The organism is Bacillus cereus group sp. N31, from assembly GCF_016483245.1.
GTDB lineage: Bacteria > Bacillota > Bacilli > Bacillales > Bacillaceae_G > Bacillus_A > Bacillus_A toyonensis.
The window spans coordinates 14,496-31,374 of the sequence record NZ_JAEHCH010000007.1 but is presented as its reverse complement, the minus strand read 5'-3'; the positions used below and the strand labels follow the sequence as shown (position 1 = coordinate 31,374).

Sequence of the window (16,879 nt, the reverse complement as noted above, 5' to 3'; positions counted from 1 at the left end):
ACAATCTTAAGGAGGAATTATGAGTACATTTATTTACATGGTTAGACATGGTGAATCACTTAAAATAGAGGGGAATGAAAGAACACGTGGATTAACTGAGAAAGGAAATTTAGATACTCATAGAGTAACTGAGATATTAAAAACAGAGGGAATTGATACTTTCATTTCAAGTCCGTATAAGAGAGCTATGTTAACGATAGAAGAGGCAGCTAATTTCTATGAAAAAGAAATAGTAGTATATGAAAATCTTAAAGAGTGTCGATTTGCAAGTGAGGATCAGATTATATTAGACAAAGAGGTGTATCCACTTGTAAAGAAGATGTTCTCTAATCCGGACTTTGCACGAACGGAAGGAGAGTCATATGCGGATTGTCAGAGAAGAGTAGTGAAAGTATTAAAAGAAATCTTAATCGATTTTCAAGGGCGCAAAATTGTAATTGGTACACATGGGCTTGTCATGACATTGATGATGAACTATTTTGATAAGCAATATGGGCTTGAATTTTTAATGAGTACAGCAAAACCGGATATATATAAGATGGAATTTAAAGAAGAACAATTAATGAACGTAGAGAGATTATGGAAAGCGGAATAAAATTGGTTGCATGGATTTTGCTGTAAAAGTTACTTTTATAGCAAAATCTTTTTTATTTGAATAGAAAGCATCTTTATCAACTATTTTTAGAATGTTACATCAATAAGTAATTATTCAGTATTTGAATAAATTATGGGAAAATTGGTTTAAGGAAACCATTTTAAATATGACAAAACTCCAAACGTTGGATTTATATTCAATAGAAGAAAAAGATGTAGAATTTTGTCTTGTTGTACGTGTTTACTTTTTATTCCGTTACATATAGGCTTTGTGGTGTAAGGGGGAGACATCGCCTTTGCGCTACATTTAGAAGGAGGTCATTGTGATGAAAAAGATGAGAAAATTTGCGGGAGTAGCTTTAGCGGGGACAATTGGATTAAGTGGACTACTTTTTTTAGAACCGAGTATAAGTGCTGCAGAAACATCGCAAGTACAGGAGGAGAATTTTAATGCGATTCATGTAAAGATGAATCAAAGTGAGCAGTATTTATTGAGTGGTAGAAGTATTGATGTTCTTTCGGGAGATAAAGAAGCAATTCAGCTAAATAAATACACAATTAGTTTTAGTAAACCTGGCGAGTATGTGATTAGGGTAAATGGTTGTGTTTATGACGATATCTATACTTTTACTGTGAGCGAGTAGTATATACTCTTATATTGTGAGATAAAAAAAGAAGCACCCTATTTGCGGTGAGAATCGTAAATAGGGTGAATTATTTGTTAGAAAGTTAATGAAAAGAGCAATAGGTATTCAGTTGTGTTTTATATATTTTCATTAATTTGCTCTTTATTTTTGTTATGTAAAGTATGTAAGAGTGTTTGGAATATTGTAAATGATTGCTGAAAGATTGGACTTTGAATAAAAGTGTATAGAAACGTTACGATGAAAACAGGACCTCCTAGCATATATCCAATAACTAATACAACGCATTCTACTATGATTCTAGCACGGCTAATAGACAGTCCCGTTTTGTCGGAAATAGTAAGCATGAATCCATCGCGAGGTCCAGCGCCAATTCCAGCCGCAACATACATACCTCCCCCAATACCTGTGATTGCAATACCGGAAAATAAGATGAGTAAGTTTATCCATAAATAATGAGTAGCGTTTGGAAGGATATTTGATTGTAAGAAAAAGTCCATAATAGGACCGATAAGTAGTGCATTTAAAAATGTGCCTACGTTTATATATTTTCGATCTACTAGTAAAGAAATGAGAACGAGACATAATCCACATATGACACTCCACGTACCAATGGTCCATCCAAATCTTTGGTAGAGGGCCATATTTAAAACTTCCCAAGGATGCAAACCGAGAAATTTAACTTTGACTGCAAGAGCGTTTCCAAGGCCAAAGAAAATTAATCCTAAGAAAAAAAGAAAATAGCGAAAGAGAGTTAGCCTCATCTTTAAAACCTCCCATATTTTATAATTATGTATGTTACCTGTTACGGTTTTAATGTACAAATATTATGTCTCTTTATCATTCGTTTAAAATTGTTAACAATGTAAATGAAATATACATCTTCACAGTCAAAACAGTTAAAATATTTCGTTTTAAGGATTATAATGGAGAGAGAAACAGAAAAGGGAGTGAACGAACTTGAAACAAGAACTTATTGAAAGATTTACGAGATATGTAAAAATTGATACCCAATCAAATGAAGAAAGCCATACAGTGCCAACAACACCTGGACAAATTGAATTTGGTAAATTATTAGTTGAAGAGTTAAAAGAAATTGGGTTAACAGAAGTAACGATGGATGACAATGGTTATGTAATGGCAACACTTCCCGCTAATACGGACAAGGATGTGCCTGTAATCGGATTTTTAGCCCATTTAGATACGGCAACAGACTTTACGGGGAAAAACGTAAAACCACAAATTCATGAAAATTTTGATGGCAATGCGATTATGTTAAATGAAGAGCTAAATGTTGTTTTAACACCAGAGCAGTTCCCAGAATTACCATCATATAAAGGACATACGATTATTACAACGGATGGTACGACACTTCTAGGAGCAGATGATAAAGCTGGTCTGACTGAAATTATGGTTGCAATGAACTATTTAATACATAATCCGCAAATTAAACATGGGAAAATAAGAGTAGCATTTACACCAGATGAAGAAATTGGTCGTGGGCCAGCGCATTTTGATGTAGAAGCGTTTGGTGCATCATGTGCTTATACGATGGATGGAGGTCCATTAGGTGGTTTAGAGTATGAAAGTTTTAATGCTGCAGGTGCTAAGTTAACGTTTAACGGAACGAATACACATCCTGGAACAGCGAAAAATAAAATGCGTAACGCAACGAAACTTGCTATGGAGTTTAACGGGCATTTACCAGTAGAAGAGGCGCCAGAATATACAGAAGGCTATGAAGGGTTCTATCATTTACTTTCTTTAAATGGTGATGTTGAGCAAAGTAAAGCGTATTACATTATTCGAGATTTTGATCGTGAAAATTTTGAGACACGTAAAAATAACGTTGAAAATATTGTGAAGCAAATGCAAGAGAAGTATGGGCAAGATGCGGTCGTTTTAGAAATGAATGATCAATATTATAACATGCTTGAAAAAATTGAACCGGTAAGAGAAATTGTTGATATTGCATATGAAGCGATGAAAAGTTTAAATATCGAACCGAACATTCACCCGATTCGCGGTGGAACAGATGGATCACAATTATCATATATGGGATTACCGACGCCAAATATTTTCACTGGTGGTGAAAACTACCACGGTAAATTTGAGTATGTTTCGGTAGATACTATGGAAAAAGCTGTTCAAGTTATTGTAGAAATCGCAAGACGATTTGAAGAACAAGCTTAGACAAGAACCAAGTAGTACGAATGTGCTACTTGGTTCTTTTTAATATAGCACGCGCCACAAATAAAAAGCTGCATAAGATTCCCAATTTGTCCAGTTTGCCGCAAAGTCTTTTATTTCATGTTTAGTCGGTTTATTTTCGGAACCTGTAATAAATTTAATTGCATTATGCAGACCAACATCATCAATTGGAAAGGCTGAAGGGAAGCGTAAACAGCGCATTAAAACATAGTGGGCAGTCCACGGTCCTATACCATGGATAGCGGTTAATTGTTTTTCAGCAATTTTTACATCTTGTGTTTGTAGTAACGATTCTTTTGATAGTTTCCCTTCTGTAATAAGCCTCGCAATACCGATTAAATATTCACATTTTCTAGTCGTCATTTTTAATTTTTTAAGATCCTCTACATGTAAATTTGCAATTGTTTCAGGTGATGGGAATATCCTATGTTTTCTATCGTTCCATTTTACGTAACTTCCAAATTGTTCAACTAATCTTTTTTTTAGCGTATAAGCATATGCGAGGTTAATTTGTTGACCGATAATTCCCCAGGAAAGTGCTTCAAATAAATCTGGAATACCTAATGTGCGAAGCCCATAATAATCTTGAATAGGACCTTGAAGGAGTGGGGCATGTTTAGCTAATGTATAAAAAGGAGCTAAATCGGTAGTGAAATCAAACCACTCTATTACGTAGTTAGCTACAGCATCACATACCCATTTTTCAGAGTTATAGGATTCTCCTAAAAAACGTATTTGAATATTTCCGTCAGTATTTATACTAATTTCAACTAAAGGGTTTACATGTTCAACAGGAATGACTTTATAAATTTTGTTATCTTCAATGTGAAACATACATTCATTGTTAGAACGTGATAGATAGCGTAAGTTTTCTTGGAAATTAAATTCTTTTGGAGCTGCTAAAGTCAATGCGTTATTATATTCTGCTGTCATATGAATTCCACCTGTAATTTTTCTAATGTGAGCAATTCTTTTTTCATTTCTAATCCGCCTCTAAAACCAGTTAGTTTTCCATCTTTTCCTATAACGCGATGGCAAGGAATCGTAATGAGAAGAGGGTTGGCGGCAATAGCAGAAGCAACGGCACGCACAGCTGTAGGTTTTTGAATTCTTTCTGCAATTTCTGAATAAGAATAGGTCTTCCCGTAAGGAATTTCACGTACCGTATTCCAAACGGATAATTGAAAAGCAGTTCCGTAAGCATCGATAGGGAAAGTAAAAGTTTCACGATTGTTTTCTAAATACTCCATAATTTCTTTCGTATATGTTTGCATGTAATCTGGATTGCAAGTCAATATATGTTGGGGCTGTTTTTTTCTAGCCCATATATTTAGTTCTTCAAAGTTTGCGTCTAGTGATCCAATGAAACAAATTCCATTTTCAGTTGCAGCAATATGAAAGCACCAATTTTTATGTGTAAGTAGCGTCCAATATATAGATTTATTTTTGTAGGAATTCATTATTGTCTACCTCTTTCATTACGTTCTTTTTTCTATATTCAGTAGGAGTAAATCCAGTTTTCTTTTTAAATAAAGTTGCGAAATACTCTTGGTTTTCTATCCCGACAGCAGTACTAATTTCCTTAACGGATTGCTTTGTATGTGAAAGATATTCCATCGCTTTTACAATCCTGAATTGCTGTATATATTCCATTGGGCTAATTCCTGTTATTCTTTTGAAAGTGCGTTGTAAATGAAAGGGGCTACCGTGGCACATTTCCGCCAGTATGTCGAGAGTTAATGCTTCGTCAAAATGCTTTTCAATATACTCTTTAATTTGTTCTACCCACTCTTCATTTGGTAAAGTGATCCCATTTGGTTTACAACGTTTGCACGGACGAAAGTTTTCTTGTAATGCCTGCTCTGCATGAAGAAAAATTCGTACATTGTTTTGATTCGGTATTCTTGATTTACACGATGGTCGGCAAAAGATACCAGTTGATTTCACAGCATAAAAGAATTTGTTGTCATAGGAAGAATCATTATGAATAATTGCTTGCCAATACACACTTGTTAACATAAATTCTCCATTGTGCAAAGAACATCACCTCTGAAATTAGTATAACCTGAATAAAGTGCGTATGTACGTATTCAAAAATGTAAGAGCAAGATTACAAAGATGAAAATATGATTGTTTTTCTATTTTGTGATAGCATGAACTTTGAAAGTGAACAGCAAGAGGAGGATTATAAGTGAAGTTAATTTCATGGAATGTAAATGGTTTACGTGCAGTTATCACAAAAGGTGGATTTTTAGAATATCTTGAGGAATCCAATGCAGATATATTTTGTCTACAAGAAATTAAATTACAGAGTGGACAAATTGATTTAAATCTAGAGGGATATTATACATATTGGAATTATGCTGTGAAAAAAGGCTATTCAGGAACGGCAATTTTTACGAAAAAAGAACCGCTTTCTGTTACGTACGGTTTAGGCATTGAAGAGCATGATCAAGAAGGAAGAGTCATTACTTTAGAATTCGAAGATTTTTACATGATAACGTTATATACGCCAAACTCAAAACGAGGATTAGAGCGTTTAGATTACAGAATGGAATGGGAAGATGATTTCAGGGCTTACATAAAGCAATTAGATGAAAAGAAACCAGTTATTTTCTGTGGAGATTTAAATGTTGCTCATAAAGAAATAGATTTAAAAAATCCAAAAAGTAACCGTAAAAACCCTGGATTCTCTGATGAAGAAAGGGAGAAGTTTACACGTATTTTAGAAGAAGGATTTGTTGATACGTACCGTCACCTTTATCCTAATCAGGAAGGTGCATACTCTTGGTGGTCCTATCGTATGGGAGCAAGAGCGAAAAATATCGGATGGCGTTTAGATTATTTTGTTGTCTCGGACAGAATAAAAGGGCAAATAACGGATGCGAAAATTAACAGTGAAATAATAGGATCAGACCATTGTCCAGTTGAATTACATATAAATTTCTAAAAAAAGAAGTATCTCGCTAATAATAGGCGGATACTTCTTTTTAATTCAGTTTGTTAAAATTTTTCAAATCATTCTTGAAATAATTACATATTAAATATATACTTAGTAACGATAATCATTATCAGTGAAAAGAATTATCAATGGGTGAAGTATAAAAGAATTATATTTTAGGGGAAGTGAATGAGAATGAGTTCCGGATAAAATTATTAATCTAATGAAATATATGCTTAGAACAAGTTTCATGTAGTTAAGTTTTTATATAAAAATAATCTATTTACAGGTTTCGAGAGGAGATATATAAAGATGAACAAGAAGTTATTTACATTAGGGATGGTTACAGTTTTAAGTGTAGGGTTAGCGGCATGTAATAGTGCGGATAAAACTTCAGGGGAGCAAAAGCAACAGACAAAAGCTACGGAAACAAAAAAAGATGAAAAACGAAAAATTACATATTTAGGTAAAGAATATACAGTGCCAGCAAAAGTAGATAAAATTGCGACAGCGAGTTTAGAGTCAATGGAAGATGCGGCAGTACTTGGAATTAAACCAGTTGGTGCGATTACTGTAGGTGGTAAATTACCAAAGTATCTTGAAAAAGATTTAGAGGGTGCAAAATCTGTTGGTGAGAAAATGCAACCGAATTTTGAAACATTACTTCAATTAAAACCAGATGTTATTACATCAAGTACGAAATTCCCAGCAGAAACAGCTGAAAAGTTTACGAAAGTAGCTCCGACGTTCCCAGTATCACACGTTTCAACAAATTGGGAAGATAACTTAAAGTTAATGGGAGAATTAACTGGTAAAAAAGATAAAGCAGAAAAGATTATTAATGATTACAATGCGGACGCTGAAAAAGCAAAAGCAAAACTAGGAGATAAGTTAAAAGACAAAAAAGTACTTGTCGTTAGACTAAGAGCAAACGAATTATTCCTATATCCTGAAGGCGTATACTTTAACCCTGTCATTTATAAAGATCTTGGACTAACTGCTCCAGAGCAATTGAAAACTGTAAAAGCACAAGAGAAAATTTCATTTGAAAAACTTGCTGAACTTAACCCGGATTATATTTTCTTACAATACGAGGCAAGTGAAAATAAAAACCCGAAAGTACTAGAAGAAATTGAAAGCAATCCAATTTGGCAAAGTATGAATGCTGCGAAAGAAAAGAAAGTATTTGTAAACGTTGTGGATCCAATGGCACAAGGTGGTACAGCTTGGAGTAAAACAGCATTCTTAAAAGAAGCAGTGAAAAGTTTATCTAAATAATACAATAAGTAAGGTGCGTTGAATGATATGCAGAAAACAAATGCAGTACCAGTAACTATATTATGTATAGCACCCATACTCATCTTAGCTACAGTTATACTTTCTATTTTGTATGGTGCGAAAAGTATTGATGCTGAAACAGTGTGGAACGCATTATTTCATTTTGATTCAAGCGATGTAAATCATAATATTATTATTACTTCACGTTTACCAAGGGTAGTTGCAGCTCTTTTAGTCGGAGCATTTCTAGCCATATCAGGAGCACTTATGCAGGGGATGACAAGAAACTATCTTGCATCCCCTTCGATTATGGGTGTGACGGATGGTGCAGCCTTTATTATTACACTATGTATGATTTTTCTTCCAGGAATGTCATCGATCGGTATGGTTTTATGTTCAATGATTGGTTCTGCACTAGGGGCCGGTATCGTGTTTGGTTTTGGCTCACTTCTTCAAAATGGCTTATCTCCTGTTAGGTTAGCAATTATAGGGACAGTTATTGGAACATTTTTAAGCAGTGTATCAGCTGCGATGGCTTCGTATTTCCAAATCTCTCAAAATGTTAGTTTTTGGTTTAATGCAAAGTTAGACCAAGTGGACCCTAATATAATTAAAATCACGATACCTTTTGGGATAATTGGGATAGTTTTAGCGCTGTTAATAGCGAAATCTATTACCATTCTTTCTTTAGGAGAAGAAGTTTCTATTAATCTAGGGCAGCGTACAAAACTAGTAAAAGCGATGGCAATTTTATCAGTAATTTTTTTAACAGGAACAGCAGTTGCTTTAGTAGGAAAAGTTGGTTTTGTAGGCTTAATTATTCCACACATTACTCGCTTTATTATTGGGGTAGATTATAAGTGGATTTTACCATGTGCGGGTGTTATTGGTGGAGTTTTCTTAGCTTTATGTGATGTATTAAGTAGATTTGTAAACTATCCATTTGAAACGCCAATTGGAGTCGTTACATCTTTAATTGGGATTCCTTTCTTCCTTTATTTAATCCGTACAAGAGGAGGAGAGAGACATGCTTAAAAGTTCAAGTCAACGTTTTGGAATGACGATGGGGATTATTATATTTTTAATACTATGTGCCATTTATATTAGTTTAACGAATGGAACGTTTGATATTACGATTACAGATGTATTTAAAACACTTTTTAGAATAGATCCGTTACCAGAGCATGATTTAGTTATTTTTGAGTTTCGTCTTCCGCGCATTGTAATTGCTGGATTAGTAGGATTAGGATTAGGCGTTGCGGGTGCTGTAATTCAAGGGATTACGAGAAATGGTTTGGCGGACCCAGGTATTTTAGGAGTAAATGCCGGCGCAGGTACAGCTATCGTCATTTTTATGTTTTTCTTTCAAGGACAATTAAAGAGCACAGACTGGATTTCTATAATGATGATGCCGATGTTTGGCCTAGTTGGTGGATTAGGTGCAGCCATTATAATCTATCTGTTTTCTTGGAAAAACGGTAAGTTAGATTCGCAGCGACTTTTGTTAACAGGGATTGCAATCGGTTCAGGGTTTGGCGCATTCTCTATGTATTTATCACTCAAAATGAAATCAACTGATTTTGAGATGGCTGCAGTTTGGGTGTCTGGAAGCATATATAGTGCAAACTGGAAGTATATTATTGCTATGTTACCGTGGCTTATCATTTTAATTCCACTTATACAGAAGAAAGCTTATTTATTAGATTTATTTCAATTGGAAGAAACGAGTATTACGAGTTTAGGTGTTTCAGTAGAAAGAGAGAAATCAATTTTACTATTAAGTAGTATCGGACTTGTAAGCGCATGTGTTGCTGTTTCAGGAAGTATTGGTTTCATAGGACTAATGGCACCGCATATAGCGAAAAGACTTGTTGGTATTCAGCATAAGCATATCATTCCTACGTGCGGAGTAATCGGAATGTTTCTTGTAATTGCTTCAGACTTTATTGCAAAAACAGTTTTCACACCTGTAGAGTTACCAGTTGGAATCGTTATTTCTATTGTCGGTGTACCGTATTTCTTATATTTACTTTATAAGGCGAAAGCGTAAGAGGAGGAATAAAAGTGAGTATGTTAAGTGCAAAAAATTTAGAAACAAGTTATGAAAAACTTACAGTGTTTCGCGATTTAAATGTGGAAATACAAGAAGGAAAAGTAACGACAATTATAGGACCAAACGGGTGCGGTAAATCAACACTATTAAAAACGATGGGACGAATTTTAAAGCAAAAAAGCGGTAAAGTGTATTTGCAAGGAAAGGATTTAAATACAATTCCAACGAAAGAAATTGCCAAGCTGTTAGCTTTACTTCCGCAAACTCCGATTGCACCAGGAGAGCTTAAAGTAGAAGAATTAATTTCTTATGGACGCTATCCACATCGAAATAACGTAAACAAGTTAACCTCAAAAGATAAAGAAATGATTGATTGGGCATTAGATATAACGAAAACTTCAGAATTTAGAACGAGACAAATTGCAAATTTATCAGGTGGTCAACGACAAAAGGTATGGCTAGCAATGGCTTTAGCACAAGAGACAGAAGTGTTGCTATTAGATGAACCGACTACATATCTTGATATGTCTCATCAATTAGATGTATTACAAATTGTGGAGAAGTTAAATAAAGAACATAATTGTACGGTCGTAATGGTACTACATGATATTAACCATGCAGCAAGGTTTTCAGATGAGATTATTGCAATGAAGGAAGGGGAAATTGTTACAACTGGTAGCCCAGAAGAGATCATTACAAATGAAGTGCTAAAAGAAGTATTTCATATTGATGCACGTGTCATGATTGATCCGTATAATGGGTCTCCTGTTTGTTTCGGTTATGATAGCGTTGTACCTCAAGAAGAAAAAGTAGAAATATATGTGACGAGTTAAGGAGGGGAGATATAAGATGACTACTACGATTGAAAAACAGCAGATTATAACATCTAATACAGAACAGTGGAAAATGTATTCAAAATTTGAAGGTAAGGAATATCAAATTCATATTTCAAAGCCGAAGCAGCCAGCACCAGAGTCAGGATATTCTGTTATATATGTATTAGATGGCAATGCCTTTTTTCAAACATTCCATGAAGCGGTTAAAATACAATCAGTTAGAGCGGAAAAAACAGGTGTTGCACCAGCCGTTATAGTAGGTATTGGTTATCCGATTGAAGGGGTATTTTCAGGTGAAGAAAGATGCTATGATTTTACACCTAGCGTAATTTCAAAAGATGCTCCTTTAAAACCAGACGGTAAACCGTGGCCTAAAACAGGAGGAGCGCATAACTTCTTTACTTTTATTGAAGAAGAAGTTAAACCGCAAATTGAAAAAAGTTTTGCGATTGATAAAGGAAAACAAACGTTATTTGGGCATTCGCTAGGTGGCCTATTTGCTTTACATATATTATTTACAAACGTAAATGCCTTTCAAAATTATTTTATTAGTAGCCCATCTATTTGGTGGAATAACCGATCTGTACTTGAAAAAGAAGAGAATCTTATAAATGAATTAAACAATGCAAAGGTTAAAACAGGAGTATTTCTTACAGTTGGTTCACTTGAACGAGAGCATATGGTTGTAGGTGCAAATGAATTGTCAGAGCGCCTTCTCCAAGTAAAACACGATCAATTTAGATTTATGTTTTATGAAGCAGAAGGAGAGAATCATGCATCTGTTGTGCCGACTTCTTTAAGTAAAGGGTTGAGATTTATTAGTCATGTATCCAGTGTTTAAAAGGCTAGTGATTGGAGTAAATTCACATTTTTAAGTTAGTTAATCAAGTGATCGTCTAATAAAATGCAAACAAAAGGCTATGGGGAAATTCTCCATAGTCTTTTGTGTTGTTCAAGTAGAATTGTCCTTTTTGAAAGTTTTGTTTCAACTTTTCGTCTAAAGAGACAAAAAGTTGTCACATTTCCGTCACAATTAGCATAAACATAAAATAGACGAAATGAACTTATTTCCAAAAAGGCTTGATTCATTCAAATCAAGAGGAATAGAGCTGAAAAAGCGCGGATTAAAAGTTCACTATATTCTCAAGGAGGTAGATCGTATGAAAACTATTCTTGCTATCGCTGGACTGATTTGGGTTCTATCACATGGCATCCCAATTTATGAAGGAGAACAAATTCGCAGTGCTCTGAATAAAAATTTTAATGAATATCATATCATTGATCGGCAAGATAATGTTGTGACAGTTCGAGTGAATGATTGTTTTCATACGGTGACCGTTGAAGGAACTTCAGTAGTGAATGATACAAAAGTATGTGATCAGCAATAACTATATATAGGAAGAAAAAAGTCTCAATTTAAACGTGTGAAGATTGAGGCTTTTATATTTGTAGGCGAATAATAAGCGGGGATGGACAATCCCCGCTTATTATTGTTTCAATTTATCCCGCTATTTGCCGGGCAGGCTACCCGTAAAAGCCCGATTGGGGAGTGCTAATTAAAGTTTCACTTTATTGGATTTTGATTGGAGATATAATGATTTTTTTACAAAAAGGAAAGGGTATAATAAAAATTGAGACTGAGAAGCTAATAATGTGTTAAGAATAATCATAAAGTGGAAATATACTCATATGGGGTATCATACATAGATATTTAATGCTATAATTAGTATACTCATAAAAGCAATTGTTTTATTGGATGAAGAGAAATTTTAAGAAGGTGATAATATGGATCATAAAGAGCATGAATCAGTAACACATAGATCAGAAAAAGAAAAAGAGCAAATTATAAATAGATTGAAGAGAATCGAAGGACAAGTTCGTGGTATTCAAAATATGATTGAAAATGATCGTTATTGCGTTGATATTTTAGTGCAAATTTCAGCGATTAATGCAGCGATGAAAAAAGTAGGAATGGGTGTCTTAAAAAATCATACGAGTCATTGTGTTTCAGGAGCTATTAAAAATGGAAATGGTGACGAAGCAATTGAAGAATTAATGACAGTATTTGAACGTTTTTCAAAAGCGTAAAAACAAGCTAGTATGTAACTGGCTTGTTTTTTTTGTTTACCCGTATATTGGATTTAGGTGTATTGTAGTGAAAAAGTGTGTGTAAAATAAACGTTTAGAAAATAATTGAAAAATCATGATACAAAACCATTGATTACCTTAGGGGGGTATGGTAAGATGTAGTTGTGATTAACAAACAATGAAGAAACAAGAGGAGGATTTTAAATGGAACAGTTAACATTAAAAGTTGAAGGTATGTCTTGTGGACATTGTGTAAACTCTATCGAAAGCAGTGTGAAAGAGCTAAACGGTGTTGAACAAGTGAAGGTTCAATTAGCAGAAGGAACTGTTGAAGTTACTATCGACTCATCTGCTATAACATTAAAAGATATCGTTGCTGTAATCGAAGATCAAGGATACGATGTTCAATAATTATTTTTAGATATGGAAATAAATCGTACTTTAAACGAAGTACGATTTATTTTGCTAATAATTATACCTTATAAGGGTATATAGAGGTGAGAGACATGAATGAACAAAAAGAGGCCAATCTTCAAATATCAGGAATGACATGTGCAGCATGTGCCAATAGAATTGAAAAAGGTCTGAAAAAAGTAGAAGGTGTTCATGATGCAAATGTAAATTTTGCACTTGAAAAAACAAAAATAATGTACGATCCAACTAAAACAAATCCGCAACACTTTAAAGAAAAAGTTGAATCGTTAGGATATGGAATTGTAAGTGATAAAGCTGAATTTACTGTTTCAGGAATGACATGTGCAGCATGTGCGAATAGAGTTGAAAAGCGTTTAAATAAGTTAGATGGTGTGAACAAAGCGACGGTTAATTTCGCTTTAGAGTCGGCAACGGTAGACTTTAATCCTGATGAAGTCAGTGTAAATGAAATGAAGAGTACGATTACAAAGTTAGGATATAAATTAGAAGTGAAATCAGATGAGCAAGATGGATCAACAGATCATCGCTTACAAGAAATTGAACGACAAAAGAAGAAATTTATTATTTCGTTTATTTTATCATTCCCGTTATTGTGGGCAATGGTGAGTCATTTCTCATTTACATCGTTTATTTATTTACCTGATATGCTAATGAACCCTTGGGTACAGCTAGCCCTTGCAACTCCTGTTCAATTTATCATTGGTGGACAGTTTTATATTGGAGCTTATAAAGCGTTACGTAATAAAAGTGCGAATATGGATGTTCTCGTGGCACTTGGAACGTCGGCCGCTTATTTCTATAGTGTATATTTAAGTATTCAATCTATTGGTTCTTCGGAACATATGACAGATTTATATTTTGAAACGAGTGCGGTACTTATTACATTAATTATTTTAGGTAAATTATTTGAAGCAAAGGCAAAGGGACGTTCATCAGAAGCAATTAAAAAGTTAATGGGATTACAAGCGAAAACAGCTACAGTTGTGCGAGATGGAACAGAAATGAAGATTTTAATCGAAGAAGTGGTAGCTGGTGATATCGTTTATGTAAAACCTGGTGAAAAAATACCAGTTGATGGAGAAATTGTAGAAGGAAAATCTGCGATTGATGAATCGATGTTAACGGGTGAAAGTATTCCAGTTGATAAAACAATTGGAGATGTAGTAATTGGTTCTACAATAAATAAAAATGGATTTTTAAAAGTTAAAGCAACTAAGGTAGGTAGAGATACGGCATTAGCTCAAATTATTAAAGTAGTAGAAGAAGCGCAAGGATCGAAAGCGCCTATTCAACGGGTAGCTGATCAAATTTCTGGTATTTTCGTACCGGTTGTAGTTGTAATTGCTATTATTACATTTGCAGTGTGGATGATATTTGTTACACCTGGTGATTTTGGCGGAGCGCTTGAGAAAATGATAGCAGTACTTGTTATCGCTTGCCCATGTGCGTTAGGTCTTGCGACACCTACATCTATTATGGCTGGATCAGGAAGATCAGCTGAGTATGGTATTTTATTTAAAGGTGGAGAGCATTTAGAAGCAACGCACCGATTAGATACGGTTATTTTAGACAAAACGGGTACTGTGACAAATGGGAAGCCAGTGTTAACAGATATAATTGTAGCAGATGGATTCCATGAAGAAGAAATACTACGTTTAGTAGGAGCGGCAGAAAAAAATTCTGAACATCCACTTGCAGAAGCGATAGTAGAAGGAATTAAAGAAAAGAAAATTGATATACCAAGTTCGGAAACATTTGAAGCAATTCCTGGGTTCGGTATTGAATCGATTGTTGAAGGGAAACAATTATTAATTGGTACACGTCGATTAATGACGAAGTTTAATATTGATATTGAAGAAGTTTCTAAATCGATGGAAGAGCTAGAGCGAGAAGGAAAAACAGCAATGTTAATAGCGATAGATAAGGAGTATGCTGGAATAGTTGCTGTTGCGGATACTGTAAAAGATACTTCAAAAGCAGCTATCGCACGGCTTAAGAAAATGGGTCTAGACGTTGTTATGATTACAGGGGATAATACACAAACTGCTCAGGCAATTGCAGGGCAAGTTGGTATTGATCACGTAATTGCAGAAGTATTGCCAGAAGGAAAAGCAGAAGAAGTGAAAAAACTGCAAGCGCAAGGTAAGAAAGTAGCGATGGTTGGAGATGGAATAAATGATGCTCCTGCTCTTGCTACAGCAGACATTGGTATGGCAATTGGAACAGGAACGGATGTAGCGATGGAAGCAGCGGATATTACGTTAATCCGTGGTGATTTAAATAGTATTGCCGATGCAATTTTTATGAGTAAAATGACGATTAGAAATATTAAGCAAAACCTATTCTGGGCGTTAGCTTATAATGGCTTAGGGATCCCAATTGCAGCATTAGGTTTCTTAGCACCTTGGGTTGCAGGGGCGGCGATGGCATTTAGCTCGGTATCAGTCGTATTAAATGCACTAAGATTGCAAAGAGTGAAATTAAAATAATAAAAATTTTAATTTATAGAGTAATTGAAAATGCTTTTATACAAAAAAACAATACTTTGAATAAGTGTTGTTTTTTTTGTTTGTATAAAAAGAAAAAAGGTATAATAAAGCAGCAATATTGAATCTTATTATAGTAGAAAGCCGAGTGTTAGTTTAGTAAGGAGACTCATATATGTTAACGGATATTATAATTAGGACATTCCAGAAAGAGGATTTAGAAACAGTATTACAATTGTTCTATGAAACAGTTCATACGGTGAATGCAAGAGATTATAACGAGTTACAGCTACAGGCATGGGCGCCAAAGCGACTAGATAGAGAAAGATGGCTACAGTCTTTAGAAAAGAATATTTGTTACGTTGCTGAGTATAGAGGTGTGATAGTGGGGTTTGGGAATTATAATGATGAGCATTACATAGATCGCTTATTTACGCATAAAGATTATCAAGGAAAAGGGGTAGCTTCATACATATTACAGAAGTTAGAAAAAGAAGCAGTGAACTTAGGGCACGGGGATATATATACAGAGGCGAGTATTACAGCAAAACCTTTCTTTGAAAGGAAAGGTTTTATTTGCATAAAGGAACAAAAAAAACAGCACAATGGTCAGATTTTTATTAATTATGTTATGAAAAAATAGCCTTCTCATAAACGAGAAGGCTATTTTTTCATTATTTTACAGCTTCTTTTAGTTCTTTACCAGCTTTGAAAGCAGGTACTTTAGAAGCTGCGATTTGCATTTCTTCACCAGTTTGTGGGTTACGGCCTGTACGAGCAGCTCTTTCACGAACTTCGAATGTACCGAATCCGATAAGTTGTACTTTTTCACCAGCAGCTAAAGCGTTAGTGATTGATTCTACTACAGTTTGTACAACTACAGTAGCTTCTTTTTGAGAAATCTCAGCATTTTGTGCTACGTTTTTAATTAATTCTGTTTTATTCATGTTTTTCACCTCATATGTAAATAATGCTATTTAAGTTGTTATTATAACGTATAAAACATTCGAGAACAAGTGTACGTAGATATATTCACGAAAAAAATGAAATTTGTAATATTTTTTAGGCCTACTTTATAACCATTCCATTTAAGCGGATATAGATTTGTTCTGTATTTCAGTCTTCTCTTTATTTGTAGGTAGTTTCTTATTATAAGATATGAAATAAGGTAGTTCTACAAAATACAAACCGCCTACTAAATTCCCAAAGAAAACAAGAAGTTTGGGAAATATTCAATCCAAGTTACATGACCGGTAAAAATTGCAGCTGGGATAACAAACATATTTGCTACAACGTGTTGAAACCCCAATTTT

The 16,879-nt window shown here is 34.5% G+C and carries 19 protein-coding genes and 1 pseudogene; 14 read left to right on the top strand and 6 right to left on the bottom strand.

Annotated features, from left to right (window positions below; genetic code table 11):
- The first annotated feature begins 19 nt into the window (after positions 1-19).
- Entirely contained in the window at positions 20-595 is a 576-nt protein-coding gene (locus JDS81_RS11625; protein ID WP_097953957.1) for a histidine phosphatase family protein, read from the top strand.
- 325 nt (positions 596-920) lie between these two features.
- Positions 921-1,238 (top strand): hypothetical protein, encoded by a 318-nt coding sequence (locus tag JDS81_RS11620; protein ID WP_016108957.1) that lies wholly within the window; start codon positions 921-923, stop codon positions 1,236-1,238.
- A gap of 119 nt (positions 1,239-1,357) precedes the next feature.
- On the opposite strand, the gene JDS81_RS11615 is transcribed toward JDS81_RS11620, so the two are convergent.
- On the bottom strand, positions 1,358-2,002 hold the full coding sequence (locus JDS81_RS11615) for a YczE/YyaS/YitT family protein (protein WP_001241267.1): 645 nt from the start codon (positions 2,000-2,002) through the stop codon (positions 1,358-1,360).
- A gap of 196 nt (positions 2,003-2,198) precedes the next feature.
- Here JDS81_RS11615 and pepT point away from each other — a divergent pair, with 196 nt between their 5' ends.
- Positions 2,199-3,431 carry a peptidase T gene (gene pepT / locus JDS81_RS11610; RefSeq protein WP_000807011.1) on the top strand — a complete coding sequence of 411 codons (1,233 nt, stop codon included), beginning with the start codon at positions 2,199-2,201 and terminating at the stop codon, positions 3,429-3,431.
- Between the two features lie 39 nt (positions 3,432-3,470).
- Here pepT and JDS81_RS11605 read toward each other — a convergent pair whose 3' ends face one another.
- Genes JDS81_RS11605 through JDS81_RS11595 form a run of 3 tightly spaced genes read right to left on the bottom strand, consistent with a single transcriptional unit; the run spans position 3,471 to position 5,468 of the window.
- Entirely contained in the window at positions 3,471-4,382 is a 912-nt protein-coding gene (locus JDS81_RS11605; protein WP_097953956.1) for a DNA-3-methyladenine glycosylase 2, read from the bottom strand.
- Positions 4,379-4,909, bottom strand: a complete 531-nt coding sequence (locus tag JDS81_RS11600; RefSeq protein ID WP_097953955.1) for a methylated-DNA--[protein]-cysteine S-methyltransferase — start codon at positions 4,907-4,909, stop codon at positions 4,379-4,381. The genes JDS81_RS11605 and JDS81_RS11600 overlap by 4 nt, the downstream gene beginning before the upstream one ends.
- Positions 4,890-5,468: a bifunctional transcriptional activator/DNA repair enzyme AdaA gene (locus tag JDS81_RS11595; protein ID WP_015000850.1), complete on the bottom strand. Its 579-nt coding sequence runs from the start codon at positions 5,466-5,468 to the stop codon at positions 4,890-4,892. Before JDS81_RS11595 ends, JDS81_RS11600 begins: the two co-directional genes overlap by 20 nt.
- A 172-nt stretch (positions 5,469-5,640) precedes the next feature.
- On the opposite strand from JDS81_RS11595, the gene JDS81_RS11590 reads away from it, so the two are divergent.
- From JDS81_RS11590 to JDS81_RS11540, 11 genes are all read left to right on the top strand, one after another.
- Positions 5,641-6,399, top strand: a complete 759-nt coding sequence (locus JDS81_RS11590; RefSeq protein ID WP_000767623.1) for an exodeoxyribonuclease III — start codon at positions 5,641-5,643, stop codon at positions 6,397-6,399.
- Between the two features lie 303 nt (positions 6,400-6,702).
- Positions 6,703-7,668 (top strand): iron-hydroxamate ABC transporter substrate-binding protein, encoded by a 966-nt coding sequence (locus JDS81_RS11585; RefSeq protein ID WP_097953954.1) that lies wholly within the window; start codon positions 6,703-6,705, stop codon positions 7,666-7,668.
- A 27-nt stretch (positions 7,669-7,695) separates the two neighbouring features.
- Positions 7,696-8,703 carry a FecCD family ABC transporter permease gene (locus JDS81_RS11580; protein ID WP_097953953.1) on the top strand — a complete coding sequence of 336 codons (1,008 nt, stop codon included), beginning with the start codon at positions 7,696-7,698 and terminating at the stop codon, positions 8,701-8,703.
- Positions 8,696-9,718 carry a FecCD family ABC transporter permease gene (locus JDS81_RS11575; RefSeq protein ID WP_000920445.1) on the top strand — a complete coding sequence of 341 codons (1,023 nt, stop codon included), beginning with the start codon at positions 8,696-8,698 and terminating at the stop codon, positions 9,716-9,718. The genes JDS81_RS11580 and JDS81_RS11575 overlap by 8 nt, the downstream gene beginning before the upstream one ends.
- 14 nt (positions 9,719-9,732) lie before the next feature.
- The gene (locus tag JDS81_RS11570; RefSeq protein ID WP_097953952.1) at positions 9,733-10,554 is read left to right on the top strand and encodes an ABC transporter ATP-binding protein; all 822 of its coding nucleotides are present in this window, start codon (positions 9,733-9,735) and stop codon (positions 10,552-10,554) included.
- A 16-nt stretch (positions 10,555-10,570) separates the two neighbouring features.
- Positions 10,571-11,398 carry an alpha/beta hydrolase gene (locus JDS81_RS11565; protein WP_097953951.1) on the top strand — a complete coding sequence of 276 codons (828 nt, stop codon included), beginning with the start codon at positions 10,571-10,573 and terminating at the stop codon, positions 11,396-11,398.
- Between the two features lie 319 nt (positions 11,399-11,717).
- The gene (locus JDS81_RS11560; protein ID WP_000849103.1) at positions 11,718-11,945 is read left to right on the top strand and encodes a hypothetical protein; all 228 of its coding nucleotides are present in this window, start codon (positions 11,718-11,720) and stop codon (positions 11,943-11,945) included.
- A 397-nt stretch (positions 11,946-12,342) separates the two neighbouring features.
- A complete protein-coding gene (locus tag JDS81_RS11555) occupies positions 12,343-12,645 on the top strand; it encodes a metal-sensing transcriptional repressor (RefSeq protein ID WP_000349642.1) in 303 nt (100 codons plus the stop codon).
- 204 nt (positions 12,646-12,849) lie between these two features.
- Positions 12,850-13,056 carry a copper chaperone CopZ gene (copZ, locus tag JDS81_RS11550; RefSeq protein ID WP_000436968.1) on the top strand — a complete coding sequence of 69 codons (207 nt, stop codon included), beginning with the start codon at positions 12,850-12,852 and terminating at the stop codon, positions 13,054-13,056.
- Positions 13,057-13,151: 95 nt separating this feature from the next.
- On the top strand, positions 13,152-15,569 hold the full coding sequence (locus JDS81_RS11545) for a heavy metal translocating P-type ATPase (RefSeq protein ID WP_097953950.1): 2,418 nt from the start codon (positions 13,152-13,154) through the stop codon (positions 15,567-15,569).
- A 172-nt stretch (positions 15,570-15,741) separates the two neighbouring features.
- On the top strand, positions 15,742-16,209 hold the full coding sequence (locus tag JDS81_RS11540; RefSeq protein ID WP_097953949.1) for a GNAT family N-acetyltransferase: 468 nt from the start codon (positions 15,742-15,744) through the stop codon (positions 16,207-16,209).
- Positions 16,210-16,240: 31 nt separating this feature from the next.
- Here the strand turns inward: JDS81_RS11540 and JDS81_RS11535 are convergent, their stop codons facing one another.
- Together JDS81_RS11535 and JDS81_RS11530 are read right to left on the bottom strand one after the other, a co-directional pair.
- On the bottom strand, positions 16,241-16,513 hold the full coding sequence (locus JDS81_RS11535; RefSeq protein ID WP_001043903.1) for an HU family DNA-binding protein: 273 nt from the start codon (positions 16,511-16,513) through the stop codon (positions 16,241-16,243).
- 141 nt (positions 16,514-16,654) lie between these two features.
- Positions 16,655-16,875 (bottom strand): annotated as a pseudogene (locus JDS81_RS11530) (formate/nitrite transporter family protein); the annotation flags it as partial.
- Positions 16,876-16,879: the final 4 nt, after the last annotated feature.